Raw genomic sequence first — 25,077 nt, 5'->3', positions numbered from 1 at the left:
ACTCCTCATCCCACTGCACGCTATTTGCCGTTGGACACATAGCTGTCTTTTAAGATGTATATGAAGGGTCCAATGATCTGATTAACATTGCCTCCGAAGCCGTAGACCATGATGCCATCGCTGCCTTGCAAATCAATATCCACTTCCGTAACCTGGTCCTTCACAAGATGGATATCTTCTGTGAGCTGCTGCTTCTTGCTGTTATAAACTCTGACCGTCAGATCATCTTTGCCGACCAGCATCAAATGCAGTTTATTGTACATCGAACCAAAATCCATCTTCACATTAAAGCTCGGACTATAGCTGCTTCGGAATGCAAATGCACCTTTATACGTTTGGCCGCCGAATACGAGCTGATTCTTGTCGATCACATCAATGAACTCCGCGCCATCATGCTGCGTCTTGACCTGCGAGGAATAGAACGTCAAACCCGGAACAGATGATCCGATTTGGATCGTTTTGGATTTCGGATCATACTTAACGGGAAGCTGGAAGCTGTTCGCCAGCACACGAAGAGGCAAATACGTAGTGCCCTTGTATGTAATGGGCAGCGCTTGGTTTCCATTCTCATCTGTCGGCCGCCAGTTTCCACCATCCTTCGAAAACTTCAGATCCCCGTTCAGCACCGCTTTGATCGTGGTCACATTCGTTGTGGCGTATGCGCCTCCTGCTGCAGAAAACATCGCTGTGGCTGCCAGCAGCGCCACGAGTTTCTTCTTCTTCATTCCATTCCCTCCCCGAACCATCCATAAAATAAATGCCATATTCACCATCATTTTATATGGGATTGTAAGTGGAAGGATATTGTCCGAAGGTAGTATATGCGGCAACAGCGGCAACCTCTAAGTGGAAATCATACGGCCCGCCTTGCTCATCAGCTGTTTACGGTTCCTGACCTCAAGCTTCTCGTAAATATGGGAGAGATGTTTCTTCACCGTCGTCTCGCTGAGGTACAGCTTCGCTGCTATTTCAAGATTAGATCGGCCGTCCATAAGCAGAGACAGCACTTCCTTCTCCCGGCTCGTCAGCAGGTTTACATCAATCGTTTCTTCCGTCGATCGATCTGAAATGCCGGATAATGCGGCCATGCGATCTAAGTAGGCCTGCCGTTTATGTCCTCGCAAGTCGACAACAAACACCGGTGCAGGCGCATCCTCATCATAATCATGATGGATGACCGGCTCCGTATCTCGCTCGCAGCCCAAGCTCTCGAAGATCGCCCTGGAAATCGGCAGTGGAGGCGGTGATGCCACTACATAACCCGATGAGATTAAATGATTGATGAGAATAAGTCCTGAGGCTTGCATCATGACAGGATCAGCGTAATCATAAGCATCCAGCGTCTTGACGAAGTAGCCTGCCATGAATGGGGATTCGACTCTTAATTTGCGAAGAGAACTCTCGGGAAGTCCGGAGAAAAATGCGGCTGAAAGCGGCTTGGTACATAAATAATCGAGGGTTTGCGAGTTGATTGGAACGATAGCGGTCAAGCCGATTATTGTACCGTTAGCTTTGCGAACAAGCTTCACGATAGAAGGGTCAAGCTGATACAGTTCTTCCAAATGAATATGCTTGAGTCCGTAAAGACTGTGCTGCTTGGTGAGCAGAAACTCCGTCTTCTCTCGGGTTTCCGGATGCAGGAGCGATATCTTGGTCGTCTTGGCCGTGATATAGCGATTCTCCATATAAGTTACTGCATCTGTCCAATTGGCAGGGCTCAGCTCTTCCAAACTATAAGAAGAAGGCTGATGGTAGAACAACGATCGGATGAGCTGATCGCCGAGGTAATAAAACCAATCTTCGGTTTCCCTTGTTAGAGGATCGTTGGATCGCTTAAGTGTTTGATAGTAGTAGCGAATGCATCTCTTCCAGAGCCTGTCGCAATAATCGGGAGCGCGCAGTCGCATCTGTCTATGTATGGCATCACGAAGCAAATCATGGAGCAGCCAGCCATGCCCCGATCGCTGCACGAAGGAGTAATTTATTAAGGCTTTAAACTGCGAAGCCGACACCTCACGCTGCAGTGCGAACGTAATCAGATCCTGATTGAAATGACGCAGCACCGCTACGGCTTCAACCAGCTCCCTCATCGGGGAATCCGGCACTTCCTTGAGCCAAATATCTACAACCTGGTCGAAAACATCCTCATCCACAAAATTCGTCTGCTGCTGCCGACTCGAATGAAGAGCAGATGCAAGCAGGGAAAGCGTCAACGGATGCCCCTTCGACATGGACCAGATGTAATGAATCGCCTCTTCCTGCAGCTCATGATCTAACCGTTTGAGGTAGTTGCGAATGTCTTCGTAATTCAGCTCTGTGATCGGAAGCCTTTCAATCAATTGATTCCAAGCCGGTGAAGACTGCCACTCACCGCGTAATGGGAATCGACCGGAAATAATAACGAGCACCGCCGGATCCGTACCGGCGATAAATTCGCGCATCCAATGTTCCAGCTCGCCGATCTCCTCGAAGGTGTCGAATGCGAGAATCAGCTTCTGCTTGGCCGCCGCCTCCCTGATCGCCTTCATGCAGTTGTCCTTCTGCAGACTCGGATCCGTCGAACGTCGGCGCGCTTTCCGTGAACTCGGCTCGATCAGACGGTGCAGGTAGAGACAGAATTCACCGGGGTTTCGCGGCATCGTGCGGCAGTCCATAAGGACGAACCTGGCATCTGCTCGTTCAGCAAGCCGGCGATATTCAGCGAGAAGGAAGCTTTTGCCCGCGCCGCCTGTTCCGTGGACATTCAAAATGCGGCCTTTCGGCGATCTCTCCTTCAATCTTCTGCGGAATAATCGGATCTCGTGTTTTCTGCCTACAAAATAATGACGCTCCAGCTGTTCAATGCTCCGGGATACTGCCGGAGGCAGCTCTTCTTGAATGGACATAACCCGATCCCCCTTTAACCGTGAATAAGGTTCCCGTACACGCCTCAGAAGTTTAATCAGTTATTCTGCAAAGAAAGATAATTTACCTCTTACCTGATAAAAGCCAATAAAAAAAAAGAGTTCGCAAATTTGCGAACTCTTTAAGCCGTGAATGATAGGTCTCGCCGCTGCTATTCGCTCACTGCTGCAATCTTCTTCAGCAGTTCAGCGAGTGCAGTGCCGCGGTGGCTGATTGCCTGCTTCTCTTCTGTCGTCAGCTCCGCCATGCCTTTGGATTGCGATTTCAAATAAAACAATGGATCATACCCAAAGCCGCCATTCCCTCTGGGACGGTCCATAATAGATCCGTTAACCAAGCCTTCACTTTCAATAAAGGTCTCTGTGGCCGGATCATATAAGGCCAACGTGCAAATGAAATTCGCTTCGCTTAGCAGCGTCGTTCCATCCGCAAGCCGCTCAAGTCTCGAATCATCGGCTGTGATGCGAGCCAGCTCCCGCAAGAGCTTCTCGTTATTGCGAGCATCTGTCGCACCTTCGCCGGAATACCGTGCGGAGTATACACCGGGTTCACCGCCAAGCCGCGCTACTTGAAGACCGGAATCGTCGGCAAGCACGGGCAGTCCCAGCGCTTCGGCAACCGTCTTCGCTTTCTTGCGTGCATTCTCCGCGAACGTCGCTCCGTCCTCTACCACATCCGGCAGATTCGGGTAATCGAACATGCTGACGACCTGCATGCCAAGCTTGCCGAAAGCATGAGCAAACTCACGCACCTTACCGGCATTTCTGGTCGCTACGACTACTGTATCGCCCTGCTTCATGCTTTGGGATTTCCGATCCGACTGCCCATTAAACCAAGCGCATCACGCTGTTTGGCAATCAAGCTCGCGATCCCTTCTTCAGCGCTAGCCAGAAGCTCGTTCAACTCCTCACGCGAGAACGGGGACTCCTCGCCTGTTCCTTGCACTTCGACGAATTTACCCGCTCCGGTCATGACCACATTCATGTCTACCTTTGCTTTGGAATCCTCTTCATAATTAAGGTCAAGCAGCGTGCGATCGCCGATCACGCCCACACTAACCGATGCAAGATAATCGGTCAGCGGGTATTTGGCAAACTCATGATTGCTGTTTATCTTATGTACAGCCAGCGCCAGAGCTACGAACGCCCCTGTGATCGACGTTGTACGTGTACCGCCATCTGCTTGAAGAACATCGCAATCCAGCGTAATCGTACGCTCACCAAGCGCATGTAAATCGACAACCGAACGCAGTGCGCGGCCGATCAAACGCTGGATTTCCATCGTGCGGCCCGTCAGCTTCCCTCTAGCCGATTCACGTTGATTTCGGACTTGTGTGGCGCGGGGCAGCATGGAATATTCCGCGTTGATCCACCCTTTGCCTTGTCCTTTCATGAATGGCGGAACGCGTTCTTCGATCGAAGCCGTGCAGAGCACTTTCGTATCGCCGAATTCAATCAGCACGGAGCCCTCAGCATATTTATTAGGATTCATCGTAATTGTAACCGGCCGCAGCTCGTTTGCCTGACGTCCATCTATTCTCATTATGTATAGCCTCCATCTTTCTGCAGCAATTTCATGTGCCATCTCTTGGCGCAAGCGCAATCTAACCCATTTTACCAAAATGGCGCTCGAAAAGCACCCGTCCCCGGAACAGATCATCCGGAGGCATACAGAATGAGTTCACAAAACAGAATAAGCTGCCGGTAGGTGCCGGCAGCTTATGTTCATCAGATGATTGTGATTCAACCGATTTAAAACCGGCTTCTATACACCTTCATCGCAAAGAAGTAGGCGACGAGCAGAATGCCAACGCACCATGCAAGCGCGGTCCAGATGTCATTCCCTACCGGCTGTCCGGATAACAAAGCGCGAATGGCCGATACGATCGAGGTTACGGGTTGGTTCTCGGCAAACACGCGAACGGCTTTGGGCATCGTTTCTGTCGGCACGAATGCGGAACTGATGAATGGCAGGAAGATGATCGGGTAGGAGAAGGCGCTGGCACCATCTACCGATTTAGCGGATAGTCCGGCAATGGCTGCGACCCAAGTTAAGGCTAGCGTAAACAGTGCTAGTATGCCGGCTACGGCAAGCCAGTCGAGTATCCCGGCCGAGGAACGAAAGCCCATGATTAATGCTACGAGGACGATGACTACAAGCGATATGGCGTTGGATACCAACGAAGTTAAAACATGACCCCAAAGCAGAGTAGAACGCGAAATCGGCATGGAGTGAAACCGCTCGAATATACCTCGCTGTACATCAATAAACAGGCGGTAAGACGTGTAGGCTATCCCGCTTGCAATCGCGATGAGCAGAATGCCGGGCAGCAGGTAATTGACATAATTATCGGCTCCGGTTTGAATCGCACCGCCAAACACGTAGACGAATAACAGCATGAGTGCAATCGGTGTGATCGTGACGGATATGATGGTGTCCAAACTGCGAGAAATATGGCGCATGGAGCGTCCCAGCATCACGCTCAGATCGCTGAAGAAATGTTTCTTTACCGTTTCCATTTATGCTCCCTCCTTCTTACCGATAATGTTCAGAAAGATCTCTTCCAATGAGGGCTGTTTCTCCACGTACTCCACTTTCGCCGACGGGAACAGTCTCTTCAGCTCCGCTAGCGTTCCGCTGGCGATAATTTTACCTTCATGCAAAATGGCGATTTGATCAGCAAGCTGTTCCGCTTCCTCCAAATACTGCGTAGTGAGGAATACAGTAGTTCCGCTGTTTGCAAGATCCTTCACAATTTTCCAAACCTCGATGCGCGCCTCAGGGTCAAGCCCCGTAGTCGGCTCGTCAAGAAAGATGATTTGAGGTTTCCCCACAAGGCTCAAGGAAATGTCAAGTCTGCGGCGCATGCCGCCCGAATACGTGGACACTTTGCGGTCGGCTGCCTCCGTTAAGCCGAAGCGCTTGAGCAAATCTTCCGCTACCTGACGCGGATTCGGGAGGTACCTTAGCTTGGCGATCATAATTATGTTTTCTCTTCCGGTCAATATTTCGTCTACCGCTGCGAATTGCCCGGTTAGACTGATTGCCTGCCGCACATGGTCAGGTTTGGAGCCAACATCGTGGCCGTTTATGGTGGCGGTCCCGCTGTCTTGTTTAAGCAGCGTAGTGAGGATTTTGACAACTGTTGTTTTGCCTGCGCCGTTGGAACCGAGCAGCGCAAAGATACTGCCCTTCTCCACCGCGAAATCAACGCCTTTCAGAACTTGAAGCTGCTTATAAGATTTCTGCAGTCCCTTTACCTGGATGGCATGGTTTTGCATCCAATTCCCCTCCTTAGTTAACCGAAACTTTGGACAAATCGGCTCCCATTCCTTTGAGCGCAGCGAAGGTTAGCTTATCCATCGTTGCACCGTCAAAGCAGATGGTTTTGATCATTTTATAGTACTTATTCGTGAGAACAAACCCCGGCTGGAATGAAACATTTTTGAATGTAGCACCTCTGAAGGACGTTTCCGTTAATGCCCCTTTGTCAAACTTAACACCGATAAACGTTTGCCCGTCAAAACGCATCCTGCTCATATCCGTGTACTTGAAATCAACCCCATCAAATACGCAGCCTTCAAAAACTGTTTTCCTGAGATCGGCCATCGATAACGTGACATCGATCATTCTAACTCCGGTGAATTTGACGCCGTCCAGTCCGGACTTGCTGAAGTTGGTTCGTACAAGAATCGACTTATTGAAGCTTGCATTCGTAAGGTCAAGCGTAGAGAAGTTGCAGTCGGTTAGATTCGCGCCGTCAAAATTAGCTTCGCGTACGTCGCTGCTCTTAAACGTGCTGCCGGTCAAGTCTGCTCCTGCAAAGTCGGAGCCGCGTAACGCGCTGGCATTAAATTGTCCTTTACGCGCCGTAACGCCTGCAAAATCGCTGTCAACCAGATTGCTCGCGCTAAAGTTCGTCAGCAGCTGCCGTTCGAGCGAGCGGGAGAGGTTGGAAACTTCCAGAATCGTTTGCTCGATGTCGCCAATGCTCTCAATCGTCAACTTGTATGCCGTTTCTTCGTCTTTCCCTTCTGCTCTAAGCTCGTTATACCGTTCTTGTAGATCAGCGTGCAGATCAGCCTTTAATTCACCGACGCTCTTCACGCCTTCATAGGGTGTAAATACACCGTTTAGGTAGCTCGTTAATTTCGAATTCATAGATCATCTCTCCTTATAATAAGTTTTCTAGTACGCGCTGCGCATACTGCCAATTGCTTTTGTTGTGAACGTAGGTGTCTTTACCCTTCTCGGTAATTCGAAAATATTTGCGTCTTCCACCTTGCGATTCATCGCCCCAGTACCACTCGATATCGCCGTCCGTCTCAAGCCTCCGGACACTGGAGTACATCGTCGCTTCTTTCAATTCATATTCGCCGCCTGAACGCTCGGCAATCAGCTTGACGATTTCGTACCCATAACGATCCGATTCGGACAAGAGCCGTAAAATCATCGTATCTGTATGTCCCCGCAGGAGATCTGATGTAATTTTGTTCTCGCTCATTTGATCACCTCTCATATTCACATCATACAGCACACTACCTTGACTGTCAAGGTACTATTTTTATTATAATACCCAATTTGTAAATGTTGTATACTTGCCCAAGATGTGTGGCTCGTAGAGCTACACATCTGCGGAAATAAGGCGATGACGCCGCATGTGTGGTTCGTATGCCACACATCTGCGAGAATTCGGCGATGACGCCGCATGTGTAGTTCGTAGTGCCACACATCTGCGAGAATTCGGCGATGACGCCGCATGTGTAGTTCGTAGTGCTACACATCTCGCTCCCATGTAGACCTCCTGGTACGCTACTTTGGCTCATTTCGCCGAATTCGCTCCCATGTAGACCTCCTGGTACGCTACATAAGCTCACTTCGCCGATTTCGCTCCCATGTAGACCTCCTGGTACGCTTCATCCGCCGCCCCCTCCTACTTCGCTCCCATGTAGATCCCCAGGCATACTCCCGCTTCAAAACAAAAAGACCTGCCGCGCACGCCATTGGCGCATCACGGCAGGTCTTCTAATCAAGCAGCTTGATTACGATTTAAAGGCGTTCACATGCTCAGGTCGGCTGACCGGCTCGCTGTAGGTCTGGTTGTTCGTATCCACGAAGTCTGTTTTGCCATTGAGCTTGATCTGAACCTTACTCATTCCCGTATTCTCGGTCAGAGCGAGTACGACGGCCTGCAGCATTTCGGCCGGCTCTTGCTGACCTTGCTGGTAGCTGTCATCCTGCAGCTCGACGGTCACGACATCATTCTTCTTCGTGACATTCTTGACCAGTACATCCGGCGTCATAACGGCCTTCAGAGGCAGATCGTTAAGCGGGCCGCTGATTAACTGCTCGATTGCTGTTTTCGCTTTGTTGTTCGAGCGCGTCACGAGTCTTGTTACAGGGACATAGTATTGCACGTTATCCGGTGTTATTGCGGAGAAGTAGATCGTAACCGGCGTCGATTGGCTGTAGTCCACATTATCGGCTGCTTCAAGGTTAATACCCACCGCGCGAGTCAACTGATCGTCGATCGGCAATCCATCCTGCGGCATTTCGCTCAGCTTCTGCCCCTCTAGATCGATTTCGACATTCTGCACGCCTTCTAGGCTTGTCAGCGTCCAAGTAATCGCTTCGACGATCTTACGCTCGTCCGATACATTGTAATCGGTAAACGATTTGGAGAAGTCAACAACGGCAAGCTTCTGATCCGGAACGAGACTCAGCCCCTTCACAGTTGTCCCTTTCGGCAGCACTGCTTCGAAACCATCCGGAATTTCGCTTTCGTACGCGCCGCCTTCCACCATCATCTCAAGCGCCTTCTGACCCAGCTTCTCATCCGGGCCGAGCGTTGCCAATACCGTGACCGGTGCCAGCAAGCCGTTGCGGTCCTTCAGGTACAGCGTCATCTGCGATTGATCGCCCTCGGTTACAGTTTGTCCGGGATTAATGTCGGCGTCCACGTTTTGAGTGCTGTTTTGCGGTGGATCGATCGATTCACTGGCAGGCTGTGAGAATAATCCGCAGCCGGTCGTCAAAATGGGCAAAGCAAGCACTCCCGCGAGCGCAGCCCGGCGAAACAGTCGATTGTAAGTCATTGTTCATTTTCCTCCCTATTTGAATAATTCGATTGCTTTGGTACAAGTTCTGCTTTTGTAGTACTATATATACGAGCCCTCCAAATCAATTAGACCAGTTTTGTCCACCATTTTGAGACAAGGGGTGTAGCGATGACGAAGTCCAGTGATTACCGCCTAAATAGTACGAAAATCGCAGAAGCGACGCGGGAATGGCTCACTAAACGCGGTGTCGAGGTGCCGCAAATCGCAGAGCTGGTTCTGTTTCTGCAGAAGGATTATTATCCGGAGCTCACGATGCAGGAATGCGAAATGTATGTAGAAGCTGTGCTAACGAAGCGCGAGGTACAGAACGCCATCTTGACCGGCATCCAGCTGGATCTGCTTGCTGAGGAAGGCAAGCTGCTGTCGCCGCTTCAAGAAATGATAGAAAATGACGAGGGCCTCTACGGGTGTGATGAAATTCTCGCCCTGTCCATCGTGAACGTTTACGGAAGTATCGGATTTACGAATTTCGGTTACGTCGATAAATTAAAGCCAGGCATACTGAAGCATCTGAACGATAAAGAAGATGCACAGTGCCACACGTTCCTCGATGATATCGTGGGTGCAATAGCCGCTGCAGCAAGCAGCCGTGTCGCTCACCGAAAGCAGGCGGAGCGTGAGGGGAGAGTCGGACCCCCGATCGATTAAGCGCACCCGATACCGCACAAAGAAAGAAGAAGCTTACCGCGCACCGACCATAATCGGTGATGCTGTAAACTTCTTCTTTTACCCTGTCATTCTAATGCGGCTTCATGTCATTCATTCCGGAATGGAGAATATTCACGTGAACGTTCACCCTCTTCAATGAATCCTCCGTCAACATCAGTTCTCTATTGACACCCGATGCTCTAAGCCTTTTCCACTCTTTATTTTTATTCCGATATAAGAGTTGCTCCAAGCCATACAGATCTACATGTTTTGCGATCCCGATCTTAAAGGTGTTTAGCACTTCGTTACGTATTCCCATTTCGGCGTTTTCCCTAATGAGCTCGACCGGTGAATCATCCAATATTTCCTCTATAATACCCGTAAACATCAAATCCATCACAAATACCGGTTTATCGGCCTCAACGGTAATATGGATTTTCTTCTTCGGATTGAATAGCGTCACCATTCCGAATGATTTATGATTCCGTACCACGGGGATAACGGCTCGTTTCATCTGCGGCTGGATCCACTTCACGCCATTTAATTGTTTTTCGGTGAAGCTATGCTGCGCTTTGCCGTTATTTAATGCAAATGCACCGTTCATGAATAATACAGGCTGCGGCTTATCTTTATCCTCCCAACCCTTCGTATCCATGCTTAATGTAGGAATAAGATCCGTTTCTCCGGGCTCCCCTAAGTTGGCCAACACTTTATTGAGGCGAATCGGTGCGATAACCGACAATTGCTTATGAAGCACCAATGGATTGTGTAATAGATTGGAGATGGGAGAAAAGTTAAAAAAAGTGGAATGCTTAAATACCTCATCAATAGACTCATTCGTCCCGAAAATCCATGAATTATACCGGATCTGCGGAAAGCGGGGAATGGAATCAATAAATCGGTTAATGTCTTTCTGCAGCACGCGCTTGCTTAAAACAATCGCCATCAAATGATCCCAGTACAAGCTTTGCTGCCCCGTTTTATATAATTCATTTATCGCTGCATACAGCGTCTCTCCTTCACTCCTGCCTACCCAGACCGTCGCCCGTTCACTCCCGCCATCTCCGCCCTCATCTTGATTGCTAATCGAACCGAAATCCATTAATTCCGTGTAAATCTTATATTTGCCGTCCGCATAATCAATACCGAGTGCGGTTACGAAATTATAGTCGGAGATCGTCTTCACATCCCAACATCCTGTAAGCATTATACCGGCACATAGGGTCATACACAGAACTCCGACCAATCTGTTCAATTTCTTTTCTCCTTTCTAACGCGGTCTCCAGTCCTGTAAATGAGGGGCCTTGTGCGGTTAAGCACTCTCGGTTTGGTCATGACAGCCATAAGCAAATCTTTAAATACTGGCGGCGACATAGGTGCCAAATACGGGACGCCAAAGGATTCGAGCGTTGATAGATACAAAAGAATCGCGAACATCCCCAGAAAAAAACCATACATGCCCAAAAATGCAGCGCAACCTAAAACAAATAATCGCAGCGCTGTAACGAGCCCGCCAAGCGATTGATTGACTAATGTATAGGTAGCGACCATCGACATCGCGGTAACGACCAGCATAGCCGGAGAGGTCAAGCCTGCCTCGATAGCAGCTTGTCCGATAAACAGTCCTCCCACGACGGTTACCGTTTGTCCGACCCCTTTCGGAAGTCTGATGCCCGCTTCGCGAAACAATTCAAACGTGATTTGCATGAGGAAAGCTTCCAAAGGCGCCGGAATCGGCAGGCCTCTTCGAACGTTGATTACGCTTGCCAAGGTCGTAATCGGGATTTGATCCATGTGAAACGTAGTCAGTGCTATATAAAAACCGGGAACAAAAATTCCCAAGAACAGTCCTATATACCTCAGCAGAGATTCGAAGGCTACATATAGATAGGAGGCATGAATATCTTCAGGCGTCTTAAGCAGCGATGACAGCGTAGTCGGAGCAATTAATACCATTGGTGTGCCATCCACGATGACGATGAATCTTCCCCGCAGCAATGCCTCCACCGCAAAATCCGGACGTCCGATATAATCGACCAAGGGGAACAAGCCAAATGGCGAATCCGAAATCGCCTCGGCAAGCTCCTCGCTGCTGACCAGCGCATCCACATCTATGCGTTGTATCCGCTGGCGCGCCATCTCAATAATAGCCGGATTCATAATATCGTCTTCATAGAGAAGTGCCACCTTCGTCCGAGACCTTCGGCCAATCACATAACTCTCGCAGCACAACGATTCCGTACGAAGCCGTTTACGGATAAGGGCGATATTCGTAGAAATCTGTTCCGTGAAACCGTCCCTCGGACCTTTTACCGATACTTCCGTATTGGATTCCTCCGGCTGGCGCTGAGGAGGATTGGAGATATCAAGCATAAATAAGGAGCTGTTGGTATCGAACAATAGCAGGAGTTTGCCCGAGAATACTGCATCAACAATGGCCTGCGCGTTATTTTCCAGTGGCTGGAAGGATAAGTTTCCGATCTTGCCTTCTTTCACTTGATCCGCCGTTAGCTTCTCAAGCTGCGGCATCACGATTTGATCGATCCGTTTGCTGTCCGATAACCCCTCGCAGTGAATCAACAGCACTTCCCAACTTACATCTTCGCTCAATAAACGAACACGCTGGAAGATGACATCCGAGCTTCGATTGAACAATGCTCGTAATGTTTCTTCGATAGATTTGTGGTCTGGAACAGCCGTCATTAACTCGGACTCACCCTTTCCTTCACGCGTACGATTATCGAGAACAGGAACAATATCGACAAAACGCCCACAATAAGGAGCAATAACACTGAATAATAGAACTCACGCAAAAACCATACGAACAATGCATCGCTTATCGGCAGCAGCGGAACGATGAACATAATGATCGTAATGATATAAAGGATCAGTTTGCGAATGGCAGACTTCTTCAGTTGAAGGAGCTCAACCATCACATACATACATAAGGAGATTCGGATAAAAGAGCCGCTTAGCCATTCGAAGATCGATAAGAAATCTAAATGAGCGACATTTTTGCCCAAGGTGACTAGACCCCACTGTTCAAAGGTAGGAAATCGCTGTCTGGATGCTTCAGCGGGTCCGAAATCCACGATGGATTCCAGCAGAGGACCGAGGATCATGCCAACGGTGATAATCAACAGAATCATTAATGAGCTATAGCGCACCTTCTCCTTTAAGTGCTGCTGAATCAAGAGGAGAAGCAGGATCTCAAGAACCCCATTGGTTGAATAAATAAGTCCATCTGATAGGGGCGAAAATCCGTTCGCCAACATCGGCGTAATATAATGAAAATTTTTGAATTGAATATTCGCGGTGACCATGAAGCCTTCGAATACAAAGACAAATGGCAGCAAAATACCAGCGCAAACCGTGATGGACCAAAGTCCGGCATAAGCGGCAAAAAAACATATGACGGTCAATGCGGCGGCGATTACGAAACCCGGCGTCTCCGGCAGAAACGTCACATCAACCCAATTGGTCGTATCCTTTAATGCAATGACACAACTCGAGAATAAATAAAGGAAAAGGATCAAACCCAGAAGTGTACTCGCGAAAGCACCGAATTTACGTTTTACCCAAGGAATGATGGCTTCTTGTCCGGTCGTAGTCATAATATGTTTCATTACGCCTAACAAGAGAATACCCGGGACAAAGGCCAAAAGGACGCTAAACCACGCATCTCTTCCGGCAGAGTCCAGAAGCAGCGGAACGATAATATTTTGATTCGTTATCACTGTGGTAGTAAGAAGGAGAAGAACGACTTGTAAAACCGAGAGCTTTCTTTGACGCATCGTACGCTTCACACCTTAACGATAGTTGTGCTTATCATTTCCTCTTTTCCCAAATTAATCCGAAGCCTGTATCGAAGCGTACAAAAAGAGAGTGCCGACAATGTCGACACTCTCTCTTATTTAGACGTTTGCTTAAGATCGTCAAGCCGTATTCGGCGTGACTTATTTATACTCGCCGAGCAGCGACTTATAGACGCCGGAGGCGGCTTCCTTCCCTTGGCGGATGCAGTCCGGCAGCCCGACACCATCGAATGCAGCACCGGTTAACCATACACCGGGCATCTCTGCACGCAGCTTCGTACGAAGCTGCGCGGTCTTCTGAAGATGGCCGACCGGATATTGCGGCATGGAACGATGCAGGCGGGTAATTTCAGTGAACAGCGGCTCTGCCGTGATCCCCATCACCAGTCGAATGTCGCTCCGAACGGCTTCTCTTAGGACATCGTCCGGTAAATCAACAACCGCTTCATCGCCGGCGCGACCGACATAGCAGCGCAGCAGCACTTTATTGCTTGGGCTGGAATGCAGCCATTTGGCCGATGTCCATGTACAAGCTGTAATCGTAGTTCCCTCTGAACGAGGGACGACGAACCCTGATCCATCAAAATTCACGCCTAGCGAGGCTTTATCGAAAGCCATGACGACGTTAGCTACCGATACGTAACGAATGTCACGAAGCGCATCAACGTTCATGTGCGGCTCCAGTAAATCTGCGGCATCATAAGCAGGCGCTGTAATTACGATGCCATCTGCCTCCAGAATCTCACCGTCGCTCAGCAGTACTTCATACGGCGCTGAATCTTCACCATACTCATCGGGATCATTTTGGCGGAAAGCGACTGCCTTCCGTCCCATTCGCCGCTCCACATTGGACAGGGCAGAATCCAGCGCTTCCAGCATCGTGGTTAGACCGCCTTTAAACGTCAGGAACATGCTGTTCTTGACGGCTGCAGGCACTCTGCTCACACTTGGCGCTGCTGAAGCAGCCTTCCGCTTATTGGCGCGCATCCCTCTAATCAAGCTGCCATGCTTACGTTCAGCATCTCGAAACTGAGGAAATGTCGCCGCCAGGCTCAAATTCCGCAGCTCTCCGGCATAAATACCCGCGAGCAGCGGCTCCGCAACCCGCTCCATGACTTCGCTTCCCAATCGACGAGACAGGAAGTCTCCGATGGATTCGTCGCCTGTTTCTTTGCTTGCCGGCAGTATGAAATCCATCGCGGCGCGAAGCTTGCCTTTCCATGTCAGCAGGCTCGTCTTGGCAAAAGGTGCAATTTCCGTTGGTATTCCAAGTACGAGACCCGGAGGCATCGCATGCAGCTTGCCATGATGAAGGATATATGTTTTCTTGGCAGCCGGGTTGGTGCCGGTCAATTCATGCTCGATGCCAAGATCATAGGCCAAATCAATAATCGGCGTCTTGCGTGCCAGGAAGGAATCCGGACCGCGCTCAATAACGAAGCCGTCACGCCGAAGCGTGTTGATTTTGCCGCCGATTCTCTCCGATGGATCCACGAGCGTAATGACCGCTTCCCGGCCGCGCTGCTTCGCTTCCTTGAGCAAATAAAAAGCGGAGCTGAGTCCGCTGATACCGCCTCCGATAACGACGAAGCGATCAAGCTTACCGTTCCCCCGCATGCGAGTCATCTCCTCTGTAGTAACGCTATCTGCTAAACGAATTCCGCTCTTGCTGCGTCTTGAACGGAATCGGCCAATGTTTCCATATAGAGCGGATCTGTGCCCAGCATCTCGATACGCTGCAGTTTAATGCCGAGTTCGCGGGCTTCTGCTTGCGCTTCAATATCAACATCATACAGCACTTCCAAATGCTCGGATACGAAACCGATCGGAGCAACCAGCACGCCTTTATAGCCAGCCGCCGCGGTTTCCTTCATCGTTTCGAGGATGTCCGGCCCAAGCCACGGCTCACGGGTACGGCCCGCGCTCTGCCATGTAAACTGCCAGTCCGTTACACCCGCTCCATCCGCTACAAGTTTGGATGTCTCTAGCAGCTGCTGCTCGTAAGGATCATCCATCTCGCGAATTTTGACCGGCAAACTGTGCGCGCTGAAGAGTACTTGTACAGGCTGAGCGTCTTGAAGGGCTTCACGTGCCGCTTTAACGCGCGTCACGAGCGCTTCAACCAGCTTCGGATGCGTATGATAGCTTTCTACCGTTGCAAATTGAATGCCCAGCTCTTCCGCCTTCTCTTGCGCACGTTTCATATAACTGCCGACGCTCATCGTGGAGTAGTGCGGCGCCAGCACAATGCCTACCGCATGCTTAATGCCATCTGCAGCCATTGCCGAAACGCCGTCTTCGATATAAGGGCGAGCATGCTTCAAGCCTTGATAGCAGCTATAGCGGCCTGGTGCTGCAGCGTCAAGAGCGGCCTGCAGGCCTGCCACTTGACGGTTTGTATTCTCACGCAGCGGGAACACGCCGCCGACAATTGCTTCGTAACGGCTGCTCAGTTCAGCCAACTGTTCCGGTGTCGGCGCATGACCTCTGCGGATATGCGTGTAATATTCTTCAATCCCGTCCATGCTCTCCGGCGTTCCGTAAGACATAACAAGTACGCCAATTTTACCTTTAGCCATGGAGAAGCTCCTCCTGCTTACCGCCTAACGCCTTCATTGCTTCAGCGGAGTAATCATGAACAAACTCGGTAAGCTCACGCAGCTTGTCGAGTGATGCTTCCGGGAACAAGCCGTGACCTAGGTTGAATACAAAACCCGGCTGCTTGATGCCTTCGTCAATGATGGCTTTCGCATGTTCTTTGATGACTTCCATTGGTGCGGTGAGTACATACGGATCAAGATTCCCTTGTACAGCGAAAGAACCGCCAAGTCTACGACGACCTTCTGCAATCGGCACGCGCCAGTCTAAGCCGATGACATCAGCTTTAACATTCTTTAGGGTAGGAAGCAGCTCGCCGGACGCTACGCCCGGGAAATAAATTTTTGGCTGCGGCAGGTCCGAAAGCTCGCTGAAAATCCGTTCAATGGTCGGCAATACAAACGTCTTGAAATCATGCGGAGCAAGCGCGCCAACCCAGCTGTCGAACAGTTGGAACGCCTTGCCGCCTGCGTTTACATGCGCCCGAAGATAAGCAATAACCATGTCACCTAGTTTATCCATCAGTTGGAACCAAACTGCCGGTTCTGAGTACATCAGCGACTTTGTTCGAATGTACGACTTCGATGGACGGCCTTCAATCAAGTAGCTTGCAATCGTAAATGGTGCACCCGCGAACGTAATAAGCGGTACATCAAGCTCGCGGTCCAAGATGCGAATCGTCTCTAATACGTGGGACAAATCGCCTTCCACATCGATCGGCTTAAGCTTAGCAACATCCGCTGCCGAGCGGATCGGATTCGCTATGACCGGGCCAACATTAGCCACAATGTCAAAATCGATGCCGATCGACGCGACCGGATTCATAATATCGGAATACAAGATCGCTGCATCCACACCGAGTTTCTTTATTGGCATCATCGTAACCTCTGCAGCCAATTCCGGTCTCTTGCAAATTTCGAGCAGCGAGTAATTTTCTTTTATTTTACGGTAATCGGGATCGTAACGTCCCGCTTGTCGCATATACCAGACGGGTAAGCGATCGACTTGTTCTCCTCTGCACGCGCGGAGGAATAGGTCGTTGTAGCTCATTGAAGTTCCCCATTTCTATCGTTTTCCCTACGTTTCCATTATGCCCTTTTTGCCCAAGTGTAACAACCGCCCGTCCCCTGCTATCATTGACAAACATATGACAATGTTAGGTTTCGGCTATGTTATACTGTCGTTACGATGTTTACAGCGTGTCAAATCTGAGTCTTGTGATTGGAGAATCGAAATGGAACAGTGGAAGAAAAATCTGGCCGTCCTCTGGTTCGGTCAATTTCTCGTCATGGGCGGAATGACGATGATTATCCCTTTTATGTCGCTTTATTTGCAGTCGGAACGCATTGGATTAACCAATAAGCATGAAATCGCGACATGGGCCGGCGTGATTTTTGCGGGCAACTTCGTGACCGCCTTCCTCTTTCAACCGTTGTGGGGAAAACTATCAGACCGCTACGGGCGCAAAATGATGCTGCTCCGTTCCGGCTTCGGCATGGCCATCGTTATGATCCTGATGGGCTTTGCCACATCCCCATGGCATTTGCTGCTGCTGCGAATGGTCAATGGCACCATCTCCGGCTTCAATCCGGCGGCTGTCTCGCTCATCTCGGTTTCGACGCCCAAGGAACGGATGGGCTTCGCAATGGGGACGCTGCAGTCCGGCGGAATTGCGGGCAGCATTCTGGGGCCGTTCATCGGCGGATTGCTCGCGGATGCCGTCGGGTATCGACCGATATTCTATTTAACCGGAAGCTTGCTGTTCTTAGCTTCCCTATTGGCTTATTTCATCGTTCGAGAGAGCTTCAATCGACAGGAAGCGGCCGCCCGTCCGAACCTGTCGGTCATGGACGGCTTCCGCCGGCTCTCACGCGTGCCGCAGCTGATGTCGCTCTTCGCCGTTACGTTCCTGCTGCAGTTCGCGATTATCGGACCGATGCCTCTCATGCCGCTCTATGTGCAGGATTTGCACGGTACAGTCGTGAATCTGGCATTCTGGGCCGGATTCGTCGGCTCCGCGGCTGGCCTTTCTAACATGGTCGCCTCGCCTTTACTTGGAAGGCTGAGTGACCGAATTGGCCAAGAGCGCATACTCGGCATCTCGCTGATCGGAGCGGCGATGATGTTCATTCCGCAGGCTTTTGCCGATTCGGTGTGGCAGCTCCTGCTGTTCCGATTGCTGCAAGGCTGCTTCTTAGGCGGGCTCATTCCATCGGTCAATTCGCTCGTCCGCCGGTTTACCCCGGATGGCATGGAAAGCCGCGCGTTCAGCATTAACAGCAGCATGCTGTCGCTCGGCAACATGATTGGCCCGATCGTCGGCGGCATCATCTCGGGCTGGACGGGAATACGCGGCGTGTTTCTCATCTCTTCGGCGCTGTTTGTGATCAATGCCGTCTGGGTCAGGCAGACACTTGTATCCAAGCGAGCGATACCTAGTGAAGCAAAGCGGTAGTCGCGCCCGTCATTATCACGCAGGTTTATCTCCCCGTCTGCTTACCGCGAAACTCTAACGAACCGTACGGGGCTTATTTGATCCAAAATAGCTCTCATAAAATTCTAACGAACCACGGAGGTCTTATTCTACGGTTGTGGGAGGGTTTGGAGCCGAATTTCCCACAATAAGACCTCTACGGTTCGTTAGATTCTCGATGCCTCGAATTTCGAGCTCATAAGACCTCTACGGTTCGTTAGAGCATCCCCGCACTAAAAAAAAAAGCAGCTGAGCATCTTCATGCTCAGCTGCTTCAACAAGTTTACTTCACAACCGCAACAGCGAGGCCGTCGTACGCCGGCAGCAGCGTGCCAATGAGCCGCTCGTCGCTGACCATCGATTCATTGAACTCGCGCATCGCGAGAACCGATGGACCGTTCTTCTCGGGATCAATCGTTCTTCCGTGCAGCAGCGCGTTGTCTCCCGTGATCACCGCGCCAGGGTTCGCGAGCTTGATCGCCCACTCCAGATAGAGCGGGTAGCTCTCTTTGTCCGCGTCGATGAAGAAGAAGTCAAATTTGCGGCCTTCTTCTGCGAGCACAGCCAAACTCTCCTTTGCGTCTCCGACTCGGTATTCCACGCGATCGCCAAGACCTGCTGCTTCCAAGCTACCGCGCGCTACATCCGCATAGTTCTGCAGCAGCTCAAGCGAAGTCAATCGTCCGCCATCGGTTAAGCCTCTTGCAAGGCAAATCCCGCTGTAACCGCCAAGCGCGCCGATCTCAAGTACATTCTTCGCACCGGACATGCGCACTAACATCGTAAGCAGACGACCATAACCGGCTGCAATCGAAATCTCCGGCATACCTAATTGCTGGATCGTCTGATGCACCCGAGCCAAATCCGCATCTTCCCCAAGCAGCCGTTCTACGTACTGTTCCGTCGACATCGTTTCCTGCTCCTCTCCATAATAAAGAATGTAATGTTTGTAATTAATCCCTTGGATGACCTATACTTGATTGTATGATTTTTATGAAAGATAAGAAAGTATAAGTTTCCTTATATGATGCTTAGGCGGAGTGATACACGAATGGACAAACTGCAGTTGATTGCAACGGCTCCTATGGGGCTTGAGGCAGTCGTCGCACGCGAATTGATGGATCTTGGCTACACCGATCAGAGAGTGGAGAACGGACGCGTTATTTTTACGGGTGGTCTGGCTGATATTTGCCGCGCCAATCTATGGCTCCGCACCTCTGATCGCGTATTGATCAAGATGGCGGAGTTTCCCGCCAGAACGTTTGAAGAATTATTCGAAGGCACCAAAGCGGTCAATTGGCCGGATTGGATTCCCGAGGATGCTGAATTTCCGGTGGAAGGGCGCTCGCATAAGTCACAGCTGACCAGCGTGCCCGCCTGCCAAAGTATCGTGAAGAAAGCAATCGTGGAGAAAATGAAGTCTGTCTATGGCACAGAGTGGTTCCACGAGGACAACGGACAGCGTTATGTCATCGAAGTCTGGCTGCTGAATGACGTGGCGATGCTGACACTGGATACGACCGGCCCCGGGTTGCATAAGCGCGGTTACCGCAAGCTGGTAACGGAAGCGCCGCTCAAAGAAACGATGGCAGCAGCAATGATACTCCTCAGCAGATGGCGCCCTGAACGACCGCTGTATGATCCGTTCTGCGGATCCGGCACGATTCCGATTGAAGCCGCGATGATCGGCTGGAACATCGCACCGGGACTTCGTCGCACATTTAACAGCGAAGGCTGGTCTATCATCCCTGAGGAGCTCTGGGAGCAAGCACGCGAGGAAGCATTCGATTCCGTGAAGGATAACGTCCCGCTTCACATTACGGGCTCCGACCTCGACCCGCGCGCACTCGAAATCGCTGAGGCTGCCGTGAAGAAAGCCGGCTTCGCGAAGGAAATAAAGCTGCAGCAAATGGCGGTTTCCCGTGTGAAGCCGGAAGGCGACTACGGCTGCATCATCACTAACCCGCCTTATGGAACAAGACTTGGCGACGAGGATGAAGCAGAGAAAGCGATCAGACAGCTCGGACTAAGCTCCCTCTATATCCCGACTTGGTCGATGTTCGCATTAACGCAGTCTCGCACGTTTGAAGATACGATCGGCCGCAAAGCGGACAAGAAACGGAAGCTGTTCAACGGCCGCATTGAATGTACGTATTATCAGTATTTTGGACCGCTCCCTCCGCGCAACAAAACGGACAGCCCTTCCAAATCGTAAGCTGCTGCGAAAGGAAAACTTGATCGATGCCTATACCTTCTCGAAGCATAAAACGGCGCCGGCAACGGACGTCGTTTTATGCTATTCCCCTCCTTCTCGCGCTGGAGCCGCTGCTCTTCATCGGACTCATGCTCGTTAAGGCCATGTTGTTCGACCGGCTTATCCATGTGCCGAACATGGCTATGAACCGTGATGATTGGATGACCGCAGCCGGAACACTGGCCTTAATCTCCTTCTGGACCTTATGGCTGCCGCCACAAGGAAGAAGAATCGCGCTCATTATGCTAAACATCATCCTGACAGTCATCGTCTACGCCGATCTTATCTACTTCCGCTACTTTCAGGATCTCATCTCGGTACCGGTGCTCTTGCAGGCCGGACAGGTTGGAGCGCTGGGGGAAAGCATCGGTTCCCTGCTGAACGTCGTAGACCTGTGGTTTTTTGCCGACTGGCTGCTGTTGCTTCCACTTGCCGTGTTCACTATCTTCCGGATACGCAGCAGAAACCGAAGAACCCGCGTACAGCTGTCTTACCTTAAGCCGAAACGGCTCAGAATCGCCATTCTTCGTTTGACCGCCGGAATTGCCTTGTTCATTATGGGCTTCACGCTCGTCTATGTGCCGGTGCATAATGCCAAACAAACCTGGGCAGCCGAGCTATTCACGGGCAATTGGTGGAATCTATCCCTCTACAATGTGACCGGCGTCCTCGGCTTCCATGGCTATGATCTGTATCGGTATGCGAATGAGCACTGGTTTCAAGACAGCACTGTCACTCCCGAGCAAATCGCCCAAGCGAAACAATGGTTTGAAACTCGTGCAGCACAGCGCAAAGCGCTCGAATCCGATGCTCTGTTCGGCAAATACAAAGGGAAGAATGTCATCCTGCTTCAACTGGAAGCTTTTCAAAGCTTCGTCATTAACCAGCGGATTAATGGCGTCGAGGTCACGCCGAACATCAATAAGCTGATCGGATCATCCATCTACTTCAGCAATTTCTATCACCAAACCGCACAAGGACGCACCTCGGATGCCGATCTGGCTGCCAACGTGTCGCTGCAGCCGCTGCCTTCCGGCTCCGTCTTCATCCGTTATGCACAGCATGACTACGACAGCATGCCGCAAACGTTGAAAGACCATGGCTATACCGCCAACGTCTTTCACGCTTATGACGGAGGCTTCTGGAACCGCAATATGATGTACGACCGCTTAGGATACGATACCTTCTTTAGCAAGAATTCGTACCACATCGATGAGCCTATCGGATGGTCCTTAGGAGACAAATCCTTCTTTAAACAATCCGTCGATCGAATGGTGAACGAGAAGCAGCCTTTCTACTCCTTCCTCATTTCGCTCTCCAGCCATCATCCCTACCAACTGCCGAAATCCGCGCAGAACCTGGATGTCGGCGCCTTCAAGAACACCATGTTCGGCGATTATCTGGAGGCGGTTCATTATGTGGATGCTGCGATTGGCAGCTTGGTTGAAGAGCTCAAGGCAACCGGATTATGGGATCAATCGCTCTTCATGTTCTACGGCGACCACGATAATTCCATCCGGGAACGGGAGCCCTTCGAAGCTTTCCTCGGTCATCCTTTAAACGAGACCGAACAATTCCGGATTCTGAAAGGAATTCCTTTCGTCATGCATTTGCCCAATGACGAGAGGGCCGGTACGTACGAGCAGGTAGGCGGGCAGGTGGATATTACGCCAACGGTGCTCCATCTTCTCGGAATCTCCAGCGCTGACCAAACGATGATCGGAACACCGCTTATTACTGCGCAGCCTGATAAGCAGCAGCATCAGAAACGGATTGTGTTCCGAAACGGAGCATTCACGGACGGAGCCGTCCTCTATCTGCCGGCTGAGGACGGGCTGCCTCAGCACAGCAAGTGCTACGCCTTCTCTACAGGCGAAGAGGTCACTGACCCTACCGCCTGCACCGCAGGAGCAGCGGCCGGTCGGCTTGAGCTTGAAGCATCGGATCTCGTGATCGAGCATGACCTTGTCAAGTCGATGTTCGATCGATAACCAGCGCAATCGCAAGAAGAACCCCCGGCAAGCTTCACATCGAAGCCTTCCGGGGGTTCTCCACTTTATTTCTTTACATATTTGCGTGCCTTCTCGATGACTTCATCCTCGGTCGGCGCCGTAATATAGCGGCCGTTAATGAAGACGAAAGCAAATCTCGAGCATGGTCCGCAGTAAGATTTACACGCGACTTTGATTTCCGTGCCAGGTGCCATCTGCTCGAGTTTCGGCAGCATGGATTTCGTACGCATATGTTTGCATTTATCGCAAATCAGAATATCGTTAGCCATGTTTCTCTCCCTAACCGTTTACGAATTAATGGTCGCCGTGGTTGCCTTTAGTCGGGTTGGAAATCATGAAGCCCTCTTGAGGTACATAGAAGTAATCGATTCTGACACCATCCAGCAGTTCTACACCTTTCTCCAGAACAACCTTGATATCTTTATCTGTCTCAATGATTTCGTCATTGTCCGTAGCATCGTCCATCTTCATACCGTAGTGGGCATGATCACCGTGCGATTGCGTAATGAAAATACGCAAAAACTTGCCTTCGTTCTCAGGGTTGTCCACTTCTTCGCGAAGCACTTTCGCAGCGTTACGGGTAATTTTGCAATTCATCGTCGATTCATCTCCTTATTTATGGATGCAGCCGTAACATGGATATCCGGCGTTCCTTCTTTCTTCATCTCTCCTATTGTAAAGAAACGAGGAGCATTGTTCAACCGCTATCTCAATCGATTGCTGTATTTGCGTTCCATATAGCGCGTGTACCATTCAGCGGCAATCATCGTTACCGCGATATCATCGATAGGCAGAAATGGCAACACATCCGGCATTACCCAGTACAGCAGTACCGGAATAACATAGAGCAGCTTGTCCATCAGCCGAACTTCCCTTGCGATCAGCAAGCGGTAGATTCGGACAAACACCGTCCGCCAGTGGCGGAGCGAAAGCAATTTCCTCATGGGAACCGCCTCCTTCTTCCGTCTATTATAGCATATCCGGAATGACCGCCTCCAAAGCAGTCAGGAGCAGTGGTTTTATCTCGTCGTACAGCTCGTGAAACGAAGATATCGGCAAAGGATTAACCCCATATCCGACCTCCACGGTATAACCCGGCTTCCGGTAGTCCTGGATAAACCAATCCTTATACCCGGCGTCGCTTCCTGACAGCTTCACCGCTTTATAGCCGCTGGCTTTGGCTAGTTTCGCGGCAATCAGCTCCGATTCCGGCGGTTCATAGCCGCGGTAGTTCCAATAAATCTCCTGTCCCTGCGTATGCAGCGCAACGACAAGATCAAATTGCTCCTCCTCGGTAAAAGCAGCAAGCGCCTGTGCCTCCGGCTCCGATAACGGCTTGAGCCCCGGGTAATCCCGCGGACCGGGACCTGCCACGTCGCGCCGCTCTGCTTCAACATCCCAGAAAGCCGGGAATTGATCATTCAAATCTACGCCGCGGATGTTCGCCTTCCACTTTGAGAACCTTGTTGAACCGTTATTCCAGTCCAGCAGCTCATGGTAAAAGGGATGTTCCTCACTCATGCCTTCTTGGACGAGCTCTGCCCCATCGGGATTAACCAGCGGCACGAGCCACAGCGTCACCTTACGCAACAACGACCTAATATCAGCGCCGCAAATCCGAGTCCCAGTCGCTGCCGCCTGTGCCAAATCCTCCGCGAATGTCATTAACAGTGGCGTTGTAATCCATTCGTTAGCATGCATGCCTGCATTGATATGCACTTTGGACGGTCCTTCCCCGAGACTGAGCGCGGTAATCGGTTTGCCCATAACGCTCTGCCCGATTCGTCTGCACAGCAGAAACGGATAGCTGTCCTGAAGCAGTTCGATATCTGTCATCAGCTCCCTCGCGCCATACTCAGCGCTTCCATTTACGATGCGACCGGAACCCCCGACCGGAATGCAAATGAGCTGGCCCAGCTGTAACTGGGTGAGATCGATATGACTGTTCACCGCAATCAGTGCATGTGTGGAAACAGCAAAAAGAGCTGCAATACGCAGCAGCGTATCGCCAGCGTTTACCCGATAAGTAAAGGTTGGCTGTGCGGGTACAGCAAGCAGCAGCCCCGGCTTCAATCGTTCGCCGGCAAGAAGCCGCGGATTGGCGGCTAACAGAGCTTCAGGATTAATGCTGAAGCTGCGGGCAATTCGCAGCAGCGTATCACCGGTCTGAACAACATAAGGATGCAGCATGTGATCACCTCTGAATAGGTCTAGTCACATGCTATGCCGCTTCGCTGCCCCGCATGCCAAAACA

At 50.8% G+C, this 25,077-nt stretch carries 24 protein-coding genes; 4 read left to right on the top strand and 20 right to left on the bottom strand.

Annotation, left to right across the window (positions count from 1 at the left end; all coding sequences use genetic code 11):
• Positions 1–20: 20 nt before the first annotated feature.
• From AC0YN4_RS13335 to AC0YN4_RS13295, 9 genes are all read right to left on the bottom strand, one after another.
• The gene (locus AC0YN4_RS13335; RefSeq protein WP_475780201.1) at positions 21–725 is read right to left on the bottom strand and encodes a stalk domain-containing protein; all 705 of its coding nucleotides are present in this window, start codon (positions 723–725) and stop codon (positions 21–23) included.
• A 117-nt stretch (positions 726–842) separates the two neighbouring features.
• The gene (locus tag AC0YN4_RS13330; RefSeq protein ID WP_475780200.1) at positions 843–2,885 is read right to left on the bottom strand and encodes a LuxR C-terminal-related transcriptional regulator; all 2,043 of its coding nucleotides are present in this window, start codon (positions 2,883–2,885) and stop codon (positions 843–845) included.
• A 170-nt stretch (positions 2,886–3,055) separates the two neighbouring features.
• Positions 3,056–3,703 carry an XTP/dITP diphosphatase gene (locus tag AC0YN4_RS13325; protein WP_475780199.1) on the bottom strand — a complete coding sequence of 216 codons (648 nt, stop codon included), beginning with the start codon at positions 3,701–3,703 and terminating at the stop codon, positions 3,056–3,058.
• A complete protein-coding gene (gene rph / locus AC0YN4_RS13320; protein ID WP_475780198.1) occupies positions 3,700–4,446 on the bottom strand; it encodes a ribonuclease PH in 747 nt (248 codons plus the stop codon). The genes AC0YN4_RS13325 and rph overlap by 4 nt, the downstream gene beginning before the upstream one ends.
• Before the next feature lie 209 nt (positions 4,447–4,655).
• Positions 4,656–5,423: an ABC transporter permease gene (locus AC0YN4_RS13315; protein WP_475780197.1), complete on the bottom strand. Its 768-nt coding sequence runs from the start codon at positions 5,421–5,423 to the stop codon at positions 4,656–4,658.
• The gene (locus tag AC0YN4_RS13310) at positions 5,424–6,185 is read right to left on the bottom strand and encodes an ABC transporter ATP-binding protein (protein ID WP_475835986.1); all 762 of its coding nucleotides are present in this window, start codon (positions 6,183–6,185) and stop codon (positions 5,424–5,426) included.
• Positions 6,186–6,198: 13 nt separating this feature from the next.
• Entirely contained in the window at positions 6,199–7,065 is an 867-nt protein-coding gene (locus tag AC0YN4_RS13305; RefSeq protein ID WP_475780195.1) for a pentapeptide repeat-containing protein, read from the bottom strand.
• Between the two features lie 13 nt (positions 7,066–7,078).
• The gene (locus AC0YN4_RS13300) at positions 7,079–7,408 is read right to left on the bottom strand and encodes a PadR family transcriptional regulator (protein WP_475780194.1); all 330 of its coding nucleotides are present in this window, start codon (positions 7,406–7,408) and stop codon (positions 7,079–7,081) included.
• Positions 7,409–7,946: 538 nt separating this feature from the next.
• Positions 7,947–8,999: a GerMN domain-containing protein gene (locus tag AC0YN4_RS13295; RefSeq protein ID WP_475780193.1), complete on the bottom strand. Its 1,053-nt coding sequence runs from the start codon at positions 8,997–8,999 to the stop codon at positions 7,947–7,949.
• Positions 9,000–9,131: 132 nt separating this feature from the next.
• Between AC0YN4_RS13295 and AC0YN4_RS13290 the strand changes: the two genes are divergently transcribed.
• The gene (locus AC0YN4_RS13290; protein WP_475780192.1) at positions 9,132–9,671 is read left to right on the top strand and encodes a phosphatidylglycerophosphatase A family protein; all 540 of its coding nucleotides are present in this window, start codon (positions 9,132–9,134) and stop codon (positions 9,669–9,671) included.
• A 91-nt stretch (positions 9,672–9,762) separates the two neighbouring features.
• Here AC0YN4_RS13290 and AC0YN4_RS13285 read toward each other — a convergent pair whose 3' ends face one another.
• From AC0YN4_RS13285 to hemE, 6 genes are all read right to left on the bottom strand, one after another.
• Positions 9,763–10,899, bottom strand: coding sequence for a Ger(x)C family spore germination protein (locus tag AC0YN4_RS13285; protein ID WP_475780988.1), 1,137 nt, complete (start codon positions 10,897–10,899; stop codon positions 9,763–9,765).
• 23 nt (positions 10,900–10,922) lie between these two features.
• Positions 10,923–12,374, bottom strand: coding sequence for a spore germination protein (locus tag AC0YN4_RS13280; protein ID WP_475780191.1), 1,452 nt, complete (start codon positions 12,372–12,374; stop codon positions 10,923–10,925).
• A complete protein-coding gene (locus AC0YN4_RS13275; RefSeq protein ID WP_475780190.1) occupies positions 12,374–13,465 on the bottom strand; it encodes an endospore germination permease in 1,092 nt (363 codons plus the stop codon). Before AC0YN4_RS13275 ends, AC0YN4_RS13280 begins: the two co-directional genes overlap by 1 nt.
• Before the next feature lie 162 nt (positions 13,466–13,627).
• On the bottom strand, positions 13,628–15,103 hold the full coding sequence (gene hemG / locus AC0YN4_RS13270) for a protoporphyrinogen oxidase (RefSeq protein WP_475780189.1): 1,476 nt from the start codon (positions 15,101–15,103) through the stop codon (positions 13,628–13,630).
• A gap of 32 nt (positions 15,104–15,135) precedes the next feature.
• Entirely contained in the window at positions 15,136–16,065 is a 930-nt protein-coding gene (hemH, locus tag AC0YN4_RS13265) for a ferrochelatase (protein WP_475780188.1), read from the bottom strand.
• Positions 16,058–17,134, bottom strand: coding sequence for a uroporphyrinogen decarboxylase (gene hemE, locus AC0YN4_RS13260; protein WP_475780187.1), 1,077 nt, complete (start codon positions 17,132–17,134; stop codon positions 16,058–16,060). The genes hemH and hemE overlap by 8 nt, the downstream gene beginning before the upstream one ends.
• Before the next feature lie 184 nt (positions 17,135–17,318).
• Between hemE and AC0YN4_RS13255 the strand changes: the two genes are divergently transcribed.
• The gene (locus tag AC0YN4_RS13255) at positions 17,319–18,539 is read left to right on the top strand and encodes an MFS transporter (RefSeq protein WP_475780186.1); all 1,221 of its coding nucleotides are present in this window, start codon (positions 17,319–17,321) and stop codon (positions 18,537–18,539) included.
• 301 nt (positions 18,540–18,840) lie between these two features.
• Here AC0YN4_RS13255 and AC0YN4_RS13250 read toward each other — a convergent pair whose 3' ends face one another.
• Positions 18,841–19,467 carry an O-methyltransferase gene (locus AC0YN4_RS13250; RefSeq protein WP_475780185.1) on the bottom strand — a complete coding sequence of 209 codons (627 nt, stop codon included), beginning with the start codon at positions 19,465–19,467 and terminating at the stop codon, positions 18,841–18,843.
• A gap of 141 nt (positions 19,468–19,608) precedes the next feature.
• Between AC0YN4_RS13250 and AC0YN4_RS13245 the strand changes: the two genes are divergently transcribed.
• A complete protein-coding gene (locus tag AC0YN4_RS13245; protein WP_475780184.1) occupies positions 19,609–20,772 on the top strand; it encodes a THUMP domain-containing class I SAM-dependent RNA methyltransferase in 1,164 nt (387 codons plus the stop codon).
• Positions 20,773–20,798: 26 nt separating this feature from the next.
• Positions 20,799–22,802: an LTA synthase family protein gene (locus AC0YN4_RS13240; RefSeq protein WP_475835985.1), complete on the top strand. Its 2,004-nt coding sequence runs from the start codon at positions 20,799–20,801 to the stop codon at positions 22,800–22,802.
• Positions 22,803–22,867: 65 nt separating this feature from the next.
• Here AC0YN4_RS13240 and AC0YN4_RS13235 read toward each other — a convergent pair whose 3' ends face one another.
• From AC0YN4_RS13235 to AC0YN4_RS13220, 4 genes are all read right to left on the bottom strand, one after another.
• The gene (locus AC0YN4_RS13235) at positions 22,868–23,092 is read right to left on the bottom strand and encodes a YuzB family protein (RefSeq protein ID WP_090982961.1); all 225 of its coding nucleotides are present in this window, start codon (positions 23,090–23,092) and stop codon (positions 22,868–22,870) included.
• Positions 23,093–23,117: 25 nt separating this feature from the next.
• Positions 23,118–23,420, bottom strand: a complete 303-nt coding sequence (locus AC0YN4_RS13230) for an iron-sulfur cluster assembly accessory protein (RefSeq protein ID WP_475780182.1) — start codon at positions 23,418–23,420, stop codon at positions 23,118–23,120.
• Positions 23,421–23,527: 107 nt separating this feature from the next.
• Entirely contained in the window at positions 23,528–23,767 is a 240-nt protein-coding gene (locus AC0YN4_RS13225) for a hypothetical protein (protein WP_090982957.1), read from the bottom strand.
• Between the two features lie 25 nt (positions 23,768–23,792).
• Positions 23,793–25,013 carry a M14 family zinc carboxypeptidase gene (locus AC0YN4_RS13220; RefSeq protein WP_475780181.1) on the bottom strand — a complete coding sequence of 407 codons (1,221 nt, stop codon included), beginning with the start codon at positions 25,011–25,013 and terminating at the stop codon, positions 23,793–23,795.
• Positions 25,014–25,077: the final 64 nt, after the last annotated feature.

Source organism: Paenibacillus sp. J22R3, from assembly GCF_056269305.1.
This window is presented reverse-complemented; position numbering and strand designations above follow the sequence as displayed.